The organism is Caulobacter sp. GW821-FHT09H08 (assembly GCF_059415885.1).
The window spans coordinates 198,508-215,624 of sequence record NZ_JBWKOC010000003.1 but is presented as its reverse complement, the minus strand read 5'-3'; the positions used below and the strand labels follow the sequence as shown (position 1 = coordinate 215,624).

Genomic DNA, 17,117 nt, shown 5'->3' with positions numbered 1-17,117 from the left:
ACGGTCGGTTCAGCGGCATCCCTTGCGGCGCAGACCGTCCATGGCCTCGGCCAGCCTCGCGCCCACGACCCGCTGCCCCGCCGTGGTCAGGTGAAGGTCGTCGGGCTTCAACGGCAACCCGCCCGCAGGGACCATGGTCACGCAGTCCGGCAGCGGTCCGGCCTGGACCGCCTGGATCGCCGCCCACGACGGATAGGTCTTGGGCGCGCTGATCGCCGGCGAGGGCATGTCAGCCAGTTGGACGATGACGACGGGCAGGCGCTTGGCCCGCAGGTCCTGGCGCCATCTCGCGGCCAGGGTCTCGAACGACGTCTTCCAAGTCTCCGCTGAGCCTTCGCGGCCGGCGTCTGTCTCGCCCTGGTACCAGAGGATCCCCTTCACCTTGCCCACCGCCGTGGCCCGCGCCAGGCACGAGCCGTAGAGGGTGTCGCGACCGCCGCCCGGCTTCCACTGGCCGATCGAGGAGCCGCCCTTGGCGCAGGGGACCAGCAGGATCGGCTTGTGGCGCTGGGCGCGCAGGGCGCGGGCGAAGAACAGCCCCGGCCCGACGGCGGCGATGGTGACGTCGCTCGACACGGCGTCGACCTGACCGGTCGCATCGTCCAGCGGGTCCAGGGCCGGCCGGAGCTTCTCGTCGTTGCCGTAGAGCTGGATGGCCGGATCGGCGAGCCGTTCTTGCGGGGTCAGGTCCTCGACGAGACCGCGCCCGGACATGTTGGACTGTCCGGCCAGCAGATAGACGTCAGGCTTACGCGCGGCGAAGGCGGGGCTCGCGGCGAGCCCCGCCAGGGTCAGGCATGAGACGAAGCTTGCGGCGCGCACGGACCAACCCTCCCGAACCACGTTGGTTCTAGTCGCTCATGGCGCAACGAAAAAGGGAGCCGCTTTCACGGCTCCCTTTCGCATTTGTCGAGGATCGAAGGATCAGGCCTCTTCGGGTTCCGAGCTGGCCGGAGCGCCTTCGCCCGCTTCGAAGCTGCGCGGGGCGCGGCGACGACGGGGCTTCTTCACTTCCTCGCCACCCTCGGCTTCCGGCGCGGCGGGCGTCTCGGCGACCGGAGCGGCGGCCTTGGGCGCGCGCTCGGTCTTGCGACCCAGGAACGCCGGAGCGTCACTGATCGCGCCATCCTGGCCACGCAGCACCGGCGAGCTCTCGGCCGGCGCTTGAGCCGTCAGCGGCGAGGCTTCCGGTTCGACCACGGCCAGCGGATCGCGGTCGCGCGGCTGCCAGTCCCGGTCACGGTTGCGGTCGCGACGGCGACGGCCTTCACGGCCCTCGCCCTCGCCGCCTTGCGGCTGGCCTTCGCCCTCGGCGGCGGCCGGACGATCTTCCCGGGGACGGTCGTCGCGCGGACGATCGTCACGGGGGCGGTCGTCACGATCGCGGAAGCGGTCTTCACGGGGACGGTCGTCACGCGGGCGGTCGTCGCGAGGACGATCATCCCGGGGACGGTCATCGCGGGGCCGATCATCGCGCGGGCGATCATCACGAGGACGGTCGTCCCGGTTACGGTCACGGTCGTCGCGGTCGCGCCAACGGTCGCGGCGGCCTTCGCCGTCGCGGTTGTCGCGAGGACGGTCGTCGCGCGGACGGTCATCGCGGTTGCGATCCCGGTCGCGGCCTTCGCGGTTGTCGAAGTTGCGGTCACGATCGCGGTTGCGGTCCCGATCACGGCCTTCGAAACGGTCGCGGCGTTGCTCGCCGCCTTCACCGCCCTCACCGCCTTCGCCCTGGCCCTCGGCCTGGGCCTGGGTCTCGACGACCTCGGGCTCTTCCGGCGGCTCGGCCTCGAAGTCGATCTCGTAGGCGGCGTAGACGTCCTTGCCGACGATGTCCGACACCGGACGATTCGGCTGGATGGCGCGCAGGACGCGGAAATAGTGCTCGGCGTGCTGCAGGTAGTTTTCGGCCAGCACGCGGTCGCCGGACGACGAGGCGTCGCGGGCCAACTGCTGGTACTTTTCATAGACGCTCTGGGCCGCGCCGCGGACCTTCACGCCCTCGGGGCCGTTCGAATCGAACGCGCGGTTTGCGTTATGCTGTTGAGGCTTGCCGCCGCTGCCACCGCGATTGTTGCGGCCGCGCTGGCGCTTCATGCCTTTGAAATCTCTCATGGTCTCTCTGAACCTGTCCGGAGGTCAGTCTTGCGCTGGCGCATCCGGCCTTGCTGGTCTCTGAGCGGGTCGAACCCTTGGGTTTCAGAGACACTGGTTTCCGTAGAGCCCCCGCCCTGTTTTCGGGCGCGGCGACCGGCGGACCGGGCGCGCCTGCCAGGGGAGCCTCGCAAGCATCAGCGATGCCTGCTTTTCCCGTCACCTGGCGATCTGGAAGGGGACATGACTCGTCTAACGGTTCACGCCCCGGTTTCCAAGGGATTTTTCACCCCCGTGACAACACGGTCGTGCGTCGACAGATCCTTGATCGTCCTGACCTGCTGGGCGCCCGCCTCGCGGAACAGCGCCTCGACGTCCTTGGACTGGTCGTAGCCGATCTCGACCGCGAACATCCCGGCCGGCTTCAGCACGCGCAGGATCTCCGGGGCTAGCAGGCGATAGGCGTCCAGGCCGTCGGCCCCGCCGTCCAGGGCCAGGCGCGGCTCGTGGTCGCGAACCTCGGGCTCCAAAGTATCGATGACCGCCGTCGGGATGTAGGGCGGGTTGGAGACCACCAGGTCGAAGCTCTCGTCGCCCAGGCCAGCGGTCCAGTCGCCGTGCAGGAACGCCGCGCGGTTGTTCAGGTCGAGGCTCGCGGCGTTGTCCTTGGCCACGGCCAGGGCCTCGGCCGAAGCGTCGATCCCCAGGCCCTTGGCGGCCGGACGCTCGGCCAGCACCGCCAGCAGGATGGTGCCCGAGCCTACCCCCAGGTCCAGCATCGAGAAGCCCATGTTCTCGGGGAAGGCCTTCAGCACCTCGTCGACGATGACCTCGGTCTCGGGACGGGGCGTCAGGACGTTCTTGTTCACCTGCAGCAGGATCTTCCAGAAGCCCTTGCGGCCGATGATGTGGCTGACCGGCTCCCGGCGAGCGCGACGCGAGAGGTAGTCCTCCAGCGTGGCCTCCTGCTCGGCCGTCAGCTCGCGATAGGGATCGGTGACGATCTCGGTGCGACTGACATTGGCGGCCACCTCCAGCATCAGGCGCGCGTCGATCGACGGCTGATCGATGCCGGCGTCCTTCAGACGATCCTTGGCGGCGGTCCAGGCTTTGACGAGGGTCAGGGTCATGGGCGGGGTTTAGCGCTTTGGGTGGGCGGAGGCGAGATTGAATGAGGTACCAGTTTTTGGTATCATGCTCGCATGGCCAGCAAGAATACCTCCGTGAGCCTAGGCGATCACTTCCAGGCTTTCATCGAGGAGCAAGTCGCCGATGGGCGATACGGCTCGGCCAGCGAGGTCGTGCGAGCCGGGCTTCGCCTCTTGGAAAGCCATGAGGCCAAAATTGCCGCCTTGCGGGCGGCTCTTAAGGCAGGTGAGGAGAGCGGCTTCATCGAAGACTTCGACTTTGACGCCTTCATCGAAGAAAGGCTTCGGGAGTCCCGCCAACACGGCTTCCACGAAGAATGAAGGCTTACCGCCTCTCGTCTCTCGCCAGACTCGATCTCATTGAGATCTGGAACTATTCGCGCGGCAAATGGGGCGATGCCCGTGCCGAGGCCTATCTCCGGAACATCCAGTCCACCGTCGAGATGATCGCCGAGCGTCCGGACTCAGGTTGGACCGACGAAACGCTGGGCGAGGACTATCGCCGGCGCGCCGTAGGATCACACGTCATTTTCTATCGCATAGACCGGGGCACAGAGATCGTCCGCATTCTCCATCAGAGCATGGACGCGAAATCTCGCCTGAGCTGATCAACTCACCGCCACCACATCTCCCTCGCCGACCGCGCCGCCCACCGTCACGTTCAGGTAGATCCCACACAACATGTGGCCGTAGTTGTCGAACAGGGCCTTCACCAGCTCCACGTCGCGCTCGGCCGTGGTCGGATCGACGTGGGTCGCGGCGCAGCGGACGATGGGCTTGAGGACCTCGGCGGTCGCGCCGCCGACGGTCAGGGTCTTGCCGGTGAGCTCGTTCTCGGCCCAGGCCGGCCAACCCTCGACATAGAGATTGGCCCGGAAGCGCAGCGGGTCGAGGTCGCGGCCGATCTTCTGGCCCAGGTCGCGCACGCTGGCCAGGTTGACGATCGAGACATAGCCCGAGCGGCTGTCCATGAACCGGTAGGCGCCGGGGCCTTCGACCACCTTCAGCGGACCCTGAATATCCTCGCCCAAAAGATCGGCCAGCCAGGTTTCGAAACCCGTCCGCCCCGTATCCGTCCGCAGGTCGCCGGCGAAGTCCGCCCGCCCCTCGGCCTTGGCGCTGAACACCCCGGTCGCCTCGTCATAGGCCGTGCGAGCCTTGGCGACGGCCGGGATCTTGGCCAGCACGGTGAACTTCATTTTCGAGATGTGGACCGGCTCGGCGGGATCGAAACCGCTGGGCCCATCCTCGACCGCATAGAGCCGGTCGCAGGGAAAGCACGCCCCCGCCTCCAGCGTGGCCGAGGCGATCCGCTCGGGCGTGAAGCCCTTCACGGGGTGGCGGTAAATCGAAGCGATCCGGGCGTCCATGCGGCGGAAGATCGGGTCCGACTCGGCCAATGGCAAGGCTTTGACGGAACAGGACTCGCCGCTCGGGGTTCTGGTGGGTTGGAGGGCGTATCATGACCGACGCTTCGCCGCGTCCGATCCTGAGTTGGTTGAAGTCGCGTCCGTATCACCTGGCGCCCTGGATCGTGCTGCTGGCGGCCGCGCCCTTCGTGCTGCCCAAGAAGCCGTCGCCCGAAGAACCGATCGTCGATCCGCCCGGCCTGTCGGAAGACCGCGCCATGCCGCCGGCCGACTTCGACCAGGCCGAGCCGCGCCGGGGCCGGGCCGCCCACCATCCGGGCGCGATCCCCCTCCTGGGCTGGCGCGACATCCTCTGGCGCACCTGGCGCGAGATCAGTGTCGACCGCCTGCCGGCCGTCGCCGGCGGCGTGACCTTCTACACCCTGCTGGCCCTGTTCCCGGCCATCGGCGCCTTCGTGTCGATGTACGGCCTGTTCGCCGACGTGCGGACGGTGGAGGAGCAGCTGCGCAGCATGCGCGGCGTCTTCCCCGCCAGCGTGGTCCAGATCGTCGGCGAGCAGATGCTGCGCCTGGCCAGCCAAGGCCAGACCAAACTGGGCGTAGCCTTCGCCTTCAGCCTGCTGCTGTCGATCTGGAGCGCCAACGCCAGCATGCGAGCGCTCTTCGACGGGCTGAACATCGCCTATGACGAGGACGAGAAGCGTCACCTCGTGCCGCGCACCCTGCTCAGCTACCTCTTCACTCTCTGCGCCCTGGTCTATGCGGCGGCGGCCTCGGGCGTGCTGATCCTGACGCCGATCCTGCTGGAGGCCGCCCACCTCTCGGCGCTGGACGCCATCTGGGCGCCGATCCGCTGGCTGATCGTGCTGGCCATGACCGCCATCGCCTTCGCCGTGCTCTATCGCTTCGCCCCCAGCCGGGCCCAGGCGCGGTGGCGCTGGGTGTGGATCGGCGCGGCGGCGGCCTCGGCGGGATGGCTGGCCGGCTCGCTGGGCTTCTCGGTCTATGTCAACCGCATCGCCCACTACGACGCCACCTACGGGCCGCTGGGCGCGGTTATCGCCTTCATGGTCTGGGTGTGGTTCTCGATCATGGCCATCCTGGTCGGGGCCGAGCTGAACGCCGAGATCGAGCACCAGACCGCCGTCGACTCCACCACCGGGCCGGAGCGCCCGATGGGCGCGCGCGGCGCGGCCATGGCCGACACGGTGGGCCTGGCCTTCCATCCCTGGGAGATGATCAAGCGCGAGGCCGGCACGGTGCGTCGCATCACCGGCGGCGCCTGGAAGCGGGTGCGCGGCCGCTAGGCCTTCGGCTGGATCCGCGACGGCTTGATGGCCCGGAGCGCGAACTTGAAGCTCTCGCCATCGTCCTCGGTGAAGGCCAGGTCGTAGTCGGCCTGGTACACCGCCCTGTAATCGGTGATCGAGGTCACGCCGGCCTGGGCGTACTGCGGCTGCTGCAGGAAGATCAGGGTCTCGGGCTGGAGCACCCGGGTGTGGCCCGGATCGCCCCACGCCCAGCGCGAGCTCGCCGACGGACAGGTGGCGCACAGCAGGCCGCCCGGCTTGAGGATGCGCCAGAACTCGCTGAACTGCGCGAAGAAGAACCGCCAGTCGCCCTGCCGGCCCACATGCTCCAGCACCTCGTAGGCGTGGATCTCGTCGAACTGGTCGTCCGCGAACGGATAGGGCAGGTCGTTGAGGTCATGGATGACGTCGGCCCCGGCGTCGGGATCGATGTCCAGGGTGGTGAGATCCTTCCACTCCCAGTTGCTGGTATCGCCCACGCGCTTGTCGCGACGATTGCCGCAACCGATCAGAAGTTCCGGCATGACCTGTCCCCCGTCGCCCCTGGCGTGGGCTTCGCGCCGCACGCTACGCGATTCTGCGGAAGTTATTGTTCGGCTTGACCGGCGGAATCGGCTTGTTGCGCCCCTGGGCAGTACCTAGCTTCCGCCCTCGCACGCTTTTGGGGGACCGCTGATGCCGCTGCTGACGCTCTACAAGGATCACGAACTGGCCGACATCGCCGAGCTGGTGAACTCGGCCTATCGCGGCGAGCTGGCGACCCAGGGCTGGACCAGCGAGAGCTACCTGCTGGGCGGCCAGCGCACCGACGAGGCGACCCTGCGCGCCGACCTCGAGGCCAAGCCCGGCTCGACCATCCTGACCTTCCGGGACGAGAATTGGGACAAGCCCCACGCCTGCGCCTGGGTCGAACCGCAAGCGGACGATATCTGGTACGCCGGCATGATCACCGTCTCGCCTCTCCGCCAGGACGGCGGCCTGGGCCGCGCCCTGCTGGAGACCTGTGAGGCCTATGCCAAGGCCCGGGGCGGCAAGGCGATGCGGATGACCGTCATCTCGGTCCGCGACACCCTGATCGCCTGGTACGAACGCCGCGGCTACCGCCTGACCGGCGAGACCCAGCCCTTCCCCTATGGCGACGAACGCTTCGGCGAGCCCCAGCGCGACGACCTGCAGTTCGTGATCATGGAAAAGGCGCTCTAGAGGCGCTATGGCTTGGGGATACGCCGACCTCGGCGGAGATCCCCCATGCATCGCTACATCCTGACCGGCGCTCCGGGCGCCGGGAAAACCGTGCTGCTGCGCGCCCTCGAACGCGCCGGATACGCCGTGGTCGAGGAGGCCGCGACGGACGTCATCGCCTTGGCGCAAGGACAGGGCGCGACCGAGCCGTGGACCGATCCCGGCTTCATCGACGCGATCGTCGCCCTGCAGAGACAGCGCGAGGCGCAGGCGGTCGGCAATCCGATCCTCTTCGACCGTTCGCCGGTCTGCGCGCTGGCCCTGGCGCGTTTCCTGGGTCATCCGGTCTCGCCGCTGCTGCTGGTCGAGCTCGACCGGATCACGGCCCAGGAGGTCTATCAGCGCCGGGTGTTCCTGGTGCGTGGCCTGGGCTTCATCACGCCAACAGCCGCACGGCGGATCAGCCTGGAGGACGCCCAGGTCTTCGAACGCGTGCATGAGGACGCCTATCGCGAACTGGGGTTCGATCTCGTCGCGGTGGAAGCGGGTCCGGTCGCCGAGCGCGTGAAGACGGTGCTGGCGCGCATTACCGAAGCTTAAGTGGCTCGTCGGACCTGACTGCCTTCACATGCCGGCGTTCTCTGTTCAGGGGCTTCCCATGTCGCTTACCTCCCGTGCAGCCCTCGGCCTCGCGCTCGCCATCACCGTCACCGCGTCAGCGCAGGCGGCGCTCACGCCTGTGCCGGTCGGCCAGCCGCTGGCTCGCTTCGACAAGATCAAGCCGGCCACCCACCGCTACCTCCGCTACAAGCAGGTCGGCGACACCGTCCAGCCGATGGACGTCTGGACCCGCGAAATCCGCATCGAGCCCGACAAGGCCGGCGTGAAGCGGCTGCATATCGTTCAGCACTGGGACGGCGCGACGCCGGGGACGGTCCGGCAACTGGACAGCTGGTTCGAGCTGGGCACGTTCCGCCCTTTCACCCACATCCGCCGCACCACCAAGGACGGCCAGACCAAGGTCGAGGGCTTCGCGTTTCAGCCGGACCGCGTGGTCGGCCTCAAGGACCTGGAGGGCAACGCCCAGGCCGCCTACGACGTCGCCGCGCCGCAGCCGACCTTCAACTTCGAGACGGATATGGAGTTCCTGCAGGCCCTGCCGCTGGCCAAGGGCTACGAGGCCCAGATCGTCTTCCACCATCCCGGCGGCGGCGCGCCCGCGCCCTATGTGTTCAAGGTGGCGGGCTCGGAAGTCCTGACCAGCTCGGCGGGCCACAAGGTCGACTGCTGGGTCGTGACGACCGACTATAACCACCCCGAATCCAAGCCGGCGACCTTCTACCTGGCCAAGGACAGCCAGGTGGTGCTGAAGGTCGTCTCGCCCGCGCCGGACGGCTCGACCTGGGTGAAGACGCTGATCTGGTAGGCCGCCGCTAGATCACCGCCCGCGAGCGCTCGCCGACCTCGCTGGACAGGGCGCCGGCCACGATCTCCAGGCCGCGTCGCAGCGACTCCCGGTCGACGGCCGCGCCCAGGCAGATCCGGACGCCGCTCTCCAGGCCGGGCTCGACCACGGGGGCATCGGGCGGGGTGACCTCGGCGCCGCCCCGCAGGGCGCGGCCGGCCAGGCGCTCGGCGGCCAGCTCACCCATCGGCAGCCAGACGTGAGGCGCCTGGTCGGAGCGCGGCGTCTCGATCGCCTCGCCCAGGATCTCGCGCGCCATGGACAGACGCACGGCGGCCTCTTGGCGCACTTCGTCGGCGATGGCGTCGGCCGAGCCGTCCTCGATCCACTGGGTCGCCACCAGCCCGCCGAAGCCGGGCGGGGCGTAGGTCAGGGCCCGCACCGCATCCAGCACGCGCTCGAAGGCCTGGGCGTCGGGCGCGACCAGGAAGCCCGCCCGCAGGCCCGGTCCCAGGATCTTCGACACGCCCGAGACGTGGAAGGTCCGCTCCGGCGCCAGCAGGGCGAACGGCGGCGGCGCGTCGGGGGCGTAGATGCCGTAGATGTCGTCCTCGACGATGGTCAGGTCGTACTTGCGGGCCAGGGCGGCGATCGCCCGGCGGCGCGAGACGCTCATGATCCTCCCGGTCGGGTTCTGCAGGGTCGGGATGGTCGACAGCACCTTCGCGCCGGTCGCCTTGATCGCGGCCTCCAGCGCGTCGGGGTCCAGCCCCTCCCCGTCCATGGCCACGCCCTTCAGCCGCAGGCCGTTGTGGGCCGCCAGCGCCTTGACGCCGTTATAGGTCGAGGCCTCGCACAGCACCGTGTCGCCGGCCCGCGCGACCGAGCCGATCGCCAGGGCCAGGCCCTGCTGGGCGCCGGCGCAGCAGATCAGCCGCCGCCAGTCGATGTCCTCGTAGCTGCTGGTCCGCGCCAGCCAGGCGGCTCCGGCCCGGCGCTGGACCTCGTGCCCAGCCGGCGGCGCATAGGCCAGGTGCTCCAGCAGGTCGGGCCGCTTGCGCAGGCGCGCCAGGGCCTCGGTCAGGCGCGAGGCGGCGGGTGCGGCCGTGGCGATGTTCTGGGCCAGGTTGATCGGGCCTTCGCGCTCATAGGGGCGATGCTCGGTCGGAGCGTTGACGAAGCTGCCGCGGCCGACATGGGCGCTGACCAGCCCCGCCTTCTCGGCCTCGACATAGGCGCGGGTGACGGTGCCCAGGCCCACGCCCAGGCGATAGGCCAGGTCCCGCTGCGGCGGCAGGCGGACGCCGGCGGCCAGCCGACCCGAGGCGATGTCGGCGCGCAGCACCGCCGTCAACCGCTCGTACAGCGGCGCCTCGCCATCGGGGATGCTGGGCGTCCAGGCCGGGGCCACGGATGTCTCCTATATTGTCATCATTACAATATGCAATTTGACTCACGATACAATGGAAATCATCACGGTGACATTCCCACACCCAATGGACTCCCAAGGAGGCCGTGATGACTCCCCAATTGCTCCTCGCCTTTGTCCTGTTCGCCTTCGCGACGGCCGGTACGCCCGGCCCGAACAACATGATGCTGCTGGCGTCGGGCGCGAACTTCGGCTTCCGCCGCACCGTGATGCACATCCTGGGCATCAGCAGCGGCCTGGGCTTCATGGTGCTGGCGATGGGCCTGGGGCTGGGCGGCGCGTTCAAGGCCTATCCCGTGCTGCACGAGATCCTGCGCTGGGTCGGCGCGGCCTACATGCTGTGGCTGGCGTGGAAGATCGGCACATCGAGCAAGGTCAGCGACAAGGACCTGGGCAAACCGATGACCTTCCTGCAGGCCGCCGCGTTCCAATGGGTCAATCCCAAGGCCTGGGCCATGGCGCTGGGCGCGGTGACGACCTACGCGCCGGAAGGTGGTTCGTGGCTGGTGATCCCGCTACTGGCGGGGACCTTCATGCTGGTCGGCGCGCCTTGCAGCGCCGCCTGGGCGGGCTTCGGCCAAGGCCTGCGGCCGTTCCTGGATCGACCGGCGGTGCTGCGGACGTTCAACGTGACGATGGCGGTGTTGCTGGTGGCGTCGCTGTACCCGCTGTTCGTGCGGCACGAGGCCAAGCCGGACGTCACTCTGGAGACCCTGGCCAGCGTCCCAGCGCCGGCGACGCTGAAGTCGCGGGGGTAGCGGCGCCGCCTTAAACCGCTCATCCCGCGAAAGCGGGGACCCAAGCTGACCTTTGAGGGCGTGGCTAGGCCGAAGGGCTAACTGCTGACTCGGCTTGGGTCCCCGCTTTCGCGGGGATGACCGGAGAAATATGGTGAGGTCATCAAAAGGAACTCCCCATGCGCCTGCTGCTCGCCCTCGCCGTAACCGCCCTGCTCGCCACCGGCGCGGCGGCCCAGGACCTGAAGGTCACCGTCGCCGGGCGCGACAGCGTGGTGCTGACACCCAAGGACCTCGCCGCCCTGCCCCGCGCCAAGGCGACGATCACGGTCAAGGGCGCGTCCGTCACCTATGAGGGCGTTCGCCTCGACGCCGTCCTGGCCCAGGCCGGCGTGGTGCATGGCGAGCGCCTGATGGGCCGCTATCTGAACCAGGTGGTGATCGCCCGCGCCGCCGACGGCTTCGCCAGCATCCTGTCGCTGGCCGAGACCGACCCAGTCTATCGCGCCAACCCGGTGGTGGTCGCCGACACCGTCAACGGCCACAAGCTGGATGAGCGTGAAGGGCCCTATCGCCTGGTGGTCGACGGCGACCTGCGGGCGTCGCGCGCGCCGAGACAGTTGGTGGCGATCGAGGTGAAGCCGGCGTTTTGAGGCCTCGGCAGATGCTCTCCTCCCCCATTGGGGGAGGAGAGCCAATCTCCCCTAAGCCGCCGTCTTCAGGCGCTCCGGGCCGATCCCCAGGAAGTCGCGCTTGCCGATCTGCACGCCCTTGTGGCGCAGGATGTCGTAGGCGGTGACGACGTGGAACTGGAAGTTCGGGATCACGAACTCCAGCAGATATTCCAGGCCCGTGAAGCCCAGGGTGATGCCCGGACCGGCCGGCACCACGATCTCGCGGGTTCCGGCGCCGTCAAAGCCGGCGGCCGGCACGCCCTCGACATAGGCCAGGGTGCGGGCCACGCGGTCCTGCAGTTGGGCGAAGGTGGTTTCGTCATCGGCCATGGCCGGGGCCTCGACGCCGGCGAGACGCGAGATCGCGCCCTTGGCGGTGTCCGACGCGCGCTGGATCTGACCGCTCAGCGGCAGCATGTCGTCGAACAGGCGCACGGAGACGTAGGTGTCCGGATCGGTCCCCGTCGCTTCCGCATGGGCCTTGGCCTTGTCGAGCAGGGACGAAAGCGTCTTGAGGCCGCGCGTGATCGAGGTCACGGCGACGTGTTGGATGGAAACGGACATGGGAAGCTTCCTCGCTGAACCCGGCCCCTCCGGCCGAGCTGCCTAGCGAGTTAGACACGCCCTAGAGCGTTTTCAATAACTACCTATGCGAAATACTTGAGGATCAGGCCTCGGCCGTCAGTCGCACCCGGCCGCCGTCGGCGACCAGGGCGTCGATGGCGTCGGCGGCTACCGGGGCGCTGAACAGGAAGCCCTGCGCCTGGGCGCAGCCGATTTCCTTCAGCTGCTCGCGCTGGGCGTTGGTCTCGACGCCCTCGGCGATCACCGACAGCCGCAGAGCCTTGGCCAGGCGGACGATGGCCGCGACCACGGCGCCGGCCTCCTTGTCGTCGCCCAGCGGGGTGATGAAGCTGCGGTCGATCTTGATCTTGTCGATCGGATAGCGGCGCAGATAGCTCAGCGAGCTGTAGCCGGTGCCGAAGTCGTCCAGGGCCAGTGAGAAGCCCATCTCGCGCAGGCGCTCGATCGCCTGATGGGTGGTCTCGTCATCCCCGAGCAGCGCGCCCTCGGTGATCTCCAGCTCGATGGCCTCGGCGCGGGCGCCGGTCTCGTGCAGAAGGGCCGCGACCTGGTCGGGGAAGTCGGCCTGCTTCATCTGCAGGGCCGAGACGTTGACCGCGACCTTCAGATCCTTCCAGCGACGGCTGTCGGTGAAGGCGCGGCGCATGACGAGGCGCCCCAGCTCGTCGATCAGGCCGCAGTCCTCGGCCAGGGGCACGAAGGCGGCGGGCGAGATCGGGCCCTTCACGGGATGGGTCCAGCGCGCCAGGGCCTCCACCCCGACCAGCTTGCCGACCGCGTCGACCTGCGGCTGATAGGCCAGCCAGACCCCGCCGGTGGCCATCGCCGTGCGCAGGTCCGTCTCCAGCCCACGACGGGCCTTCAGCGCCGCGTCCATCTCGGCCTCGAAGAAGCAGTAGCGACCGCGGCCCTCTTCCTTGGCGCGGTACATGGCGACGTCGGCGCGGCGGGCGGCCTCGACGGCGCCGGCATGGGCCTCGTTCTGATCGATCAGGGCGACGCCGATCGAGCCGCCGACGAACACCGTGCCGCACGACAGCTCGACAGGCGCGCCCAGGGCCGCGACCAAGCGCTCGGCCAGGGACGCCGCGCCATTGGGGTCGAGGTCGATGGCCACCACGCCGAATTCGTCGCCGCCCAGCCGCGCCACGGTCTCGCCGACGCGGCACAGGCTGGACAAGCGCTTGGCCATGGCCTGGATCAGCTCGTCGCCGGCCGCGTGGCCGTGGGTGTCGTTGACCGCCTTGAAGCGGTCGAGATCGATGGCCAGCACCGCCATGGCGCCGCGACGGCGCGACAGGCCGTCGATGGCCTGACGCATGCGCTCCTCGAACAGCACGCGGTTGGGAAGTCCCGTGAGGGCGTCGTGCAGGGCCATGTGCTTGGCCCGCGCCTCGCTGGCGATCAGGCCCTCGGCGATCTTGCGGCTACGGCGGGCGAAGACGACCACGGCGACGGCCAGACCGCCGACGACCAGCAGGATCGGCAGCACCGCCTTGCGCAGCAGGCGCTGGCCCGGATGCGGCGGCTCCCAGTCCAGGGTGGCGATGATGCGGCCCTTGAGGTTCTTCAGCGCCACGTGCGCGTCGCCGGTCTGGGCGGTGGAGTCGCCGCGATGCAGATGGACGCCGGCCAGCAGGAAGCGGGTCGAGAGGTTCTCCAGGAACAGCGCGTCGATCTTCAGCGCGGTGATCACCACCGGCGCATGCCTGTGGCGGATGACCGCCTTGCCGAAGTCGGGCTGCACCAGGCTGGCGGTGATCAGATAGGCGTCGCCGTCGATCTCCTCGACGCTGCTGAGCTGGATCGCCCGCGAAACCAGGCCGCCGTCGCTGCGCGGACCGGTCGTTTGAACCCGTCCGGCCTCGGCCAGCCGCAGCTTGGCCAGCAGCGGCCCGAAGATCGGCGCGTGGCGGTCGTAATAGGCGGTCGACATCGGCTGGCCGACTTCCTCGCTGAACACGGGGCGGTCGGTGTGGTCGACGATGAAGATCAGGTCGAAGCCGGCCTGGCCGAGCAGATAGGCGCCGATGTTCTCGCGCGCCCAGTCCGGGTCGAATTTGTTGTCCAGGTGCTGGACGGCGTCGTCCCAGACCACCTGGGGCGAGACGGTGCGCTCGATGTCGGCGGTCTTGGCCTGGACGCCACGCTGCACCAGCGCCTGCTCATGCTGCAGCGCGTCGCGGTCGACGCGCGCGGCGATCATGAACAGCACGGCGACGAGGACGCCGACGGTCAGCAGGGCCATACCCGCCAGAGGCGCGGAAAGGCGGGTCTCGATGCGCTTCATGTTCGGGAGAAGGCCAGGCGACGCGACGGGAAGCCGACACAATGCCTAGCAATGGCTAAGCCTGGCCTAACGCCGGGGGCTAACGGTCCCTGAACTGGGTTTTGCCTCGATCCATTCCCTTTGTCCGGGAAAAGCACTAGAGAGACCGACCCATTCCCCCAGCCTTGCGACCCACACCTTGCGACTGCCCCAGGCCCGCCTCGACCAGGTTCTCGACCGTTTCCGCGAAGTGGAAGCCCGCATGGGCGCGGCCACCGACGGGACCGAGATCGTCAAGCTCTCCAAGGAGCACGCCGAGCTGCGCCCTGTGGCAGAGGCCGTCGAGCGCCTGGCCAAGCTGAGCGCCGAGCGCGCCGAGCTGGACGTCATGGCCGCCGATCCCGAGATGGCCGACATGGTCAAGGACGAGATCCAGGCCCTGGACGAGAAGCTCCCGGCCCTCGAACACGACCTGGCCCTGATGCTGGCCCCCAAGGACAAGGACGAGAACGCTTCCGCCATCCTTGAAGTCCGCGCCGGCACCGGCGGCGACGAGGCCGCCCTGTTCGCCGGCGACCTGTTCCGCATGTACCAGCGCTACGCCACCCTGCAGGGTTGGCGCGTCGAGATCGACAGCATCTCGGAAGGCGAAATGGGCGGCTTCAAGGAAATCGTCGCCTCGATCACCGGCGACGGCGTGTTCGGCCGGCTGAAGTTCGAGAGCGGCGTGCACCGGGTGCAGCGCGTGCCGGCCACCGAGGCCCAGGGCCGCATCCACACCTCGGCCGCGACGGTCGCGGTGCTGCCGGAAGCCGAAGACGTCGAGATCGACATCAAGGAAAGCGACCTGCGGATCGACACCTACCGGTCCTCCGGCGCGGGCGGGCAGCACGTCAACAAGACCGACTCGGCCGTGCGCATCACCCACTTGCCCACCGGCGTGGTCGTGACCTCCTCGGAAAAGTCGCAGCACCAGAACCGCGCCCGGGCCATGAAGAACCTGAAGGCGCGCCTCTACGACATGCAGCGCGAGGCGCTCGACAGCGCCCGCTCCGAGGCCCGCAAGAGCCAGGTCGGCAGCGGCGATCGTTCGGAACGCATCCGCACCTACAACTTCCCGCAGGGCCGGGTGACCGACCACCGGATCAACCTGACGCTCTACAATCTGGCCCGGATCATCGAAGGGGACAGCCTGGACGACGTGATCAACCCGCTGATCGCTGAGGACCAGGCCGAGCGCCTGGCCAGCCTCGAGGAAAGCTTCGGCTAATGTCCTGGACCCGGACCTACGACGAGGACGAGCCCCAGCGGGTCAACAAGTGGCTGGCCCAGAGCGGCGTCTGCTCGCGCCGCGAAGCCGAACAGCTGATCTCCGACGGCCTGGTCTCGATCGACGGCGAGGTCGTGGAGGACGTCGGCCGCAAGATCCTGCCCGGCCAGACCCTGGTGCTGGCCGACCGCGCCACGGCGCAGCTGGAATCGACCTTCACCTACATGATCCACAAGCCGGTGGGCGTGGTCTCGGCCCAGCCGGACCCCGGCCAGGTTCCGGCCGCGCGCCTGCTGACCCGCCAGAACATCTGGGGCGGCGTACCCGCGCCGATCCCGCAGTCGGGCGACCTGCTGCCGCCGATCGGCCGCCTGGACAAGGACTCGCGCGGCCTCTTGCTGTTGTCCCAGGACGGCGTCGTGGCCAAGGCCGTGATCGGCCCGCAGTCGGATCTCGAGAAAGAATACCGGGTCGCCGTGATGGGCGAGCTGACCGAGGAGAAGCTGGAGCTCCTCCGCTTCGGCCTGGAGCTGGATGGCCGCGAACTGCGTCCGGCCGAGGTCGAGGTCATTTCCGACCAGCGCCTGCGCATCGTCCTTCGCGAAGGCCGCAACCGCCAGATCCGCCGGATGTGCGAACTGGTCGAGCTGAAGGTCGTCGACCTGTTCCGCGTCCGCATCGGCCCGCTGACCCTGGGCGAAATGCCCGAAGGCCGCTGGCGTCCGCTGACCAGCGAAGAGCGCGCGGCGCTGATCTCGGGCTAGGGCCACTTCCCAAAATCGGCGCCACGCCTATCCTCACGCCACTCGCCGTGAGGTCGCAATGAGCAACGACAATCGTAGACGGGCGTTGGGCGAGGTCGTCTCCCTCGAAGCCTGGCACGACGCCTTCTCGAAGGCCGACAAGAAGGTCGACCTCTGCGTGGATGTCGCCTTCCTGAGTGGACGCCTCGGCGGCGAGGCCGAGTCGGAGGTCTGGTTCGTGCTGCAACTGCGGCAGGCCGAGATCGTCGTGGTCATCCCGCCCACCGAACCGGCCAAGGTCGACACCGCCTCGGTCTCGCGCGACGCGCCGCAGATCGAGACAAAGCTCAGCCGTGACCAGACGATCAAGAAGAAGGCCAAGGCGAAGGTCTCCAGCAAGGCCAAGCTGGGCGTGGCCAGCCTCAAGGCCGAAGTCGGCGCCGAGGCCGAGGCGGGGCTGGAGGCCGATGAGCGAACCCGCATCGCCGTGGTCGAGGCCATCAAGAGCATGCGCCTGCTGCACAGCCTGGGCGGCGATGGCCATCACCGCTGGACCGTGTCGACCGCCGACGAAGCGCCGCTGAACGGCCGCCCCTGGGACGCGGTCAAGGCCCCGCGGCTGAAGGTGGTGGATCAACGGTCCGACCGCACCAAGGGGCTGCCGCCCTCGGTCCAGGTCGAGGTGCGATGTCGCCGGGAAGACCTGGTGATCTCGGACATCCAGCTAAAGGACATCAAGGGCCTGGGCGACAAGCTGCGGCGCGACAACCAGCGCAATAAACAGGCCGCCGCCGAGGCGGTGATCCGCACGCGCCTGTTCGAGGAAGGCCTGCTGGCCGGCGACAGCGACGACCGCTACGCGCTCATCACCCTGGCGTCCGTCACCGCCGAGAGCAACTGA

19 protein-coding genes and 1 pseudogene are annotated in these 17,117 nt (G+C 68.7%); 11 read left to right on the top strand and 9 right to left on the bottom strand.

Annotated elements, in window-relative coordinates:
• Positions 1-9: 9 nt before the first annotated feature.
• From AC07NN_RS10810 to prmC, 4 genes and pseudogenes are all read right to left on the bottom strand, one after another.
• Positions 10-822, bottom strand: a complete 813-nt coding sequence (locus AC07NN_RS10810) for a sialate O-acetylesterase (RefSeq protein ID WP_494640533.1) — start codon at positions 820-822, stop codon at positions 10-12.
• 102 nt (positions 823-924) lie between these two features.
• Positions 925-2,115 carry a DUF4167 domain-containing protein gene (locus AC07NN_RS10805; RefSeq protein ID WP_494640531.1) on the bottom strand — a complete coding sequence of 397 codons (1,191 nt, stop codon included), beginning with the start codon at positions 2,113-2,115 and terminating at the stop codon, positions 925-927.
• A 4-nt stretch (positions 2,116-2,119) separates the two neighbouring features.
• A pseudogene (locus tag AC07NN_RS10800) lies at positions 2,120-2,317 on the bottom strand (hypothetical protein); the annotation flags it as partial.
• 37 nt (positions 2,318-2,354) lie between these two features.
• On the bottom strand, positions 2,355-3,224 hold the full coding sequence (prmC, locus tag AC07NN_RS10795; protein WP_494640529.1) for a peptide chain release factor N(5)-glutamine methyltransferase: 870 nt from the start codon (positions 3,222-3,224) through the stop codon (positions 2,355-2,357).
• Between the two features lie 72 nt (positions 3,225-3,296).
• Here prmC and AC07NN_RS10790 point away from each other — a divergent pair, with 72 nt between their 5' ends.
• Together AC07NN_RS10790 and AC07NN_RS10785 are read left to right on the top strand one after the other, a co-directional pair.
• Positions 3,297-3,563 (top strand): type II toxin-antitoxin system ParD family antitoxin, encoded by a 267-nt coding sequence (locus AC07NN_RS10790; RefSeq protein WP_494640527.1) that lies wholly within the window; start codon positions 3,297-3,299, stop codon positions 3,561-3,563.
• Positions 3,560-3,850: a type II toxin-antitoxin system RelE/ParE family toxin gene (locus AC07NN_RS10785; RefSeq protein ID WP_494640525.1), complete on the top strand. Its 291-nt coding sequence runs from the start codon at positions 3,560-3,562 to the stop codon at positions 3,848-3,850. Before AC07NN_RS10790 ends, AC07NN_RS10785 begins: the two co-directional genes overlap by 4 nt.
• On the opposite strand, the gene AC07NN_RS10780 is transcribed toward AC07NN_RS10785, so the two are convergent.
• Positions 3,851-4,612 carry an MOSC domain-containing protein gene (locus tag AC07NN_RS10780; protein ID WP_494641860.1) on the bottom strand — a complete coding sequence of 254 codons (762 nt, stop codon included), beginning with the start codon at positions 4,610-4,612 and terminating at the stop codon, positions 3,851-3,853.
• A gap of 92 nt (positions 4,613-4,704) precedes the next feature.
• Here AC07NN_RS10780 and AC07NN_RS10775 point away from each other — a divergent pair, with 92 nt between their 5' ends.
• Positions 4,705-5,919, top strand: a complete 1,215-nt coding sequence (locus tag AC07NN_RS10775; RefSeq protein WP_494640523.1) for a YihY/virulence factor BrkB family protein — start codon at positions 4,705-4,707, stop codon at positions 5,917-5,919.
• Here the strand turns inward: AC07NN_RS10775 and AC07NN_RS10770 are convergent.
• Positions 5,916-6,446 (bottom strand): methyltransferase domain-containing protein, encoded by a 531-nt coding sequence (locus AC07NN_RS10770; protein ID WP_494640521.1) that lies wholly within the window; start codon positions 6,444-6,446, stop codon positions 5,916-5,918. The genes AC07NN_RS10775 and AC07NN_RS10770 overlap by 4 nt on opposite strands.
• A gap of 151 nt (positions 6,447-6,597) precedes the next feature.
• Between AC07NN_RS10770 and AC07NN_RS10765 the strand changes: the two genes are divergently transcribed.
• The 3 genes from AC07NN_RS10765 to AC07NN_RS10755 are packed head-to-tail and all read left to right on the top strand — an operon-like array spanning position 6,598 to position 8,530.
• Complete coding sequence (locus AC07NN_RS10765) at positions 6,598-7,125, top strand: GNAT family N-acetyltransferase (protein WP_494640519.1); 528 nt, start codon at positions 6,598-6,600, stop codon at positions 7,123-7,125.
• Between the two features lie 45 nt (positions 7,126-7,170).
• Positions 7,171-7,704, top strand: coding sequence for an AAA family ATPase (locus tag AC07NN_RS10760; RefSeq protein WP_494640517.1), 534 nt, complete (start codon positions 7,171-7,173; stop codon positions 7,702-7,704).
• 58 nt (positions 7,705-7,762) lie between these two features.
• A complete protein-coding gene (locus AC07NN_RS10755) occupies positions 7,763-8,530 on the top strand; it encodes a DUF3108 domain-containing protein (protein WP_494640515.1) in 768 nt (255 codons plus the stop codon).
• 7 nt (positions 8,531-8,537) lie between these two features.
• Here AC07NN_RS10755 and AC07NN_RS10750 read toward each other — a convergent pair whose 3' ends face one another.
• Complete coding sequence (locus AC07NN_RS10750; RefSeq protein WP_494640513.1) at positions 8,538-9,920, bottom strand: aminotransferase-like domain-containing protein; 1,383 nt, start codon at positions 9,918-9,920, stop codon at positions 8,538-8,540.
• 107 nt (positions 9,921-10,027) lie between these two features.
• Between AC07NN_RS10750 and AC07NN_RS10745 the strand changes: the two genes are divergently transcribed.
• Complete coding sequence (locus AC07NN_RS10745; protein WP_494640511.1) at positions 10,028-10,696, top strand: LysE family translocator; 669 nt, start codon at positions 10,028-10,030, stop codon at positions 10,694-10,696.
• Between the two features lie 158 nt (positions 10,697-10,854).
• Complete coding sequence (locus tag AC07NN_RS10740; protein ID WP_494640509.1) at positions 10,855-11,328, top strand: molybdopterin-dependent oxidoreductase; 474 nt, start codon at positions 10,855-10,857, stop codon at positions 11,326-11,328.
• 51 nt (positions 11,329-11,379) lie between these two features.
• On the opposite strand, the gene AC07NN_RS10735 is transcribed toward AC07NN_RS10740, so the two are convergent.
• Positions 11,380-11,913: a DUF1993 domain-containing protein gene (locus tag AC07NN_RS10735; RefSeq protein ID WP_494640507.1), complete on the bottom strand. Its 534-nt coding sequence runs from the start codon at positions 11,911-11,913 to the stop codon at positions 11,380-11,382.
• 103 nt (positions 11,914-12,016) lie between these two features.
• Positions 12,017-14,224, bottom strand: coding sequence for a putative bifunctional diguanylate cyclase/phosphodiesterase (locus AC07NN_RS10730; protein WP_494640505.1), 2,208 nt, complete (start codon positions 14,222-14,224; stop codon positions 12,017-12,019).
• Positions 14,225-14,402: 178 nt separating this feature from the next.
• On the opposite strand from AC07NN_RS10730, the gene prfA reads away from it, so the two are divergent.
• Genes prfA through AC07NN_RS10715 form a run of 3 tightly spaced genes read left to right on the top strand, consistent with a single transcriptional unit; the run spans position 14,403 to position 17,117 of the window.
• Positions 14,403-15,473, top strand: a complete 1,071-nt coding sequence (gene prfA / locus AC07NN_RS10725; RefSeq protein ID WP_494640503.1) for a peptide chain release factor 1 — start codon at positions 14,403-14,405, stop codon at positions 15,471-15,473.
• Positions 15,473-16,237 (top strand): pseudouridine synthase, encoded by a 765-nt coding sequence (locus AC07NN_RS10720; protein WP_494640501.1) that lies wholly within the window; start codon positions 15,473-15,475, stop codon positions 16,235-16,237. The genes prfA and AC07NN_RS10720 overlap by 1 nt, the downstream gene beginning before the upstream one ends.
• 58 nt (positions 16,238-16,295) lie before the next feature.
• Positions 16,296-17,117, top strand: a complete 822-nt coding sequence (locus AC07NN_RS10715; protein ID WP_494640499.1) for a hypothetical protein — start codon at positions 16,296-16,298, stop codon at positions 17,115-17,117.

What these genes read in the sequence shown, in the direction of transcription:
- AC07NN_RS10805 (WP_494640531.1), bottom strand. Translation starts at nt 2,115, where the DNA reads ATGAGAGATTTCAAAGGCATGAAGCGCCAGCGCGGCCGCAACAATCGC.
- prmC (WP_494640529.1), bottom strand. Translation starts at nt 3,224, where the DNA reads ATGACCCTGACCCTCGTCAAAGCCTGGACCGCCGCCAAGGATCGTCTG.
- AC07NN_RS10790 (WP_494640527.1), top strand. Translation starts at nt 3,297, where the DNA reads ATGGCCAGCAAGAATACCTCCGTGAGCCTAGGCGATCACTTCCAGGCT.
- AC07NN_RS10785 (WP_494640525.1), top strand. Translation starts at nt 3,560, where the DNA reads ATGAAGGCTTACCGCCTCTCGTCTCTCGCCAGACTCGATCTCATTGAG.
- AC07NN_RS10780 (WP_494641860.1), bottom strand. Translation starts at nt 4,612, where the DNA reads ATGGACGCCCGGATCGCTTCGATTTACCGCCACCCCGTGAAGGGCTTC.
- AC07NN_RS10775 (WP_494640523.1), top strand. Translation starts at nt 4,705, where the DNA reads ATGACCGACGCTTCGCCGCGTCCGATCCTGAGTTGGTTGAAGTCGCGT.
- AC07NN_RS10770 (WP_494640521.1), bottom strand. Translation starts at nt 6,446, where the DNA reads ATGCCGGAACTTCTGATCGGTTGCGGCAATCGTCGCGACAAGCGCGTG.
- AC07NN_RS10765 (WP_494640519.1), top strand. Translation starts at nt 6,598, where the DNA reads ATGCCGCTGCTGACGCTCTACAAGGATCACGAACTGGCCGACATCGCC.
- AC07NN_RS10760 (WP_494640517.1), top strand. Translation starts at nt 7,171, where the DNA reads ATGCATCGCTACATCCTGACCGGCGCTCCGGGCGCCGGGAAAACCGTG.
- AC07NN_RS10755 (WP_494640515.1), top strand. Translation starts at nt 7,763, where the DNA reads ATGTCGCTTACCTCCCGTGCAGCCCTCGGCCTCGCGCTCGCCATCACC.
- AC07NN_RS10745 (WP_494640511.1), top strand. Translation starts at nt 10,028, where the DNA reads ATGACTCCCCAATTGCTCCTCGCCTTTGTCCTGTTCGCCTTCGCGACG.
- AC07NN_RS10740 (WP_494640509.1), top strand. Translation starts at nt 10,855, where the DNA reads ATGCGCCTGCTGCTCGCCCTCGCCGTAACCGCCCTGCTCGCCACCGGC.
- AC07NN_RS10735 (WP_494640507.1), bottom strand. Translation starts at nt 11,913, where the DNA reads ATGTCCGTTTCCATCCAACACGTCGCCGTGACCTCGATCACGCGCGGC.
- AC07NN_RS10730 (WP_494640505.1), bottom strand. Translation starts at nt 14,224, where the DNA reads ATGAAGCGCATCGAGACCCGCCTTTCCGCGCCTCTGGCGGGTATGGCC.
- AC07NN_RS10720 (WP_494640501.1), top strand. Translation starts at nt 15,473, where the DNA reads ATGTCCTGGACCCGGACCTACGACGAGGACGAGCCCCAGCGGGTCAAC.
- AC07NN_RS10715 (WP_494640499.1), top strand. Translation starts at nt 16,296, where the DNA reads ATGAGCAACGACAATCGTAGACGGGCGTTGGGCGAGGTCGTCTCCCTC.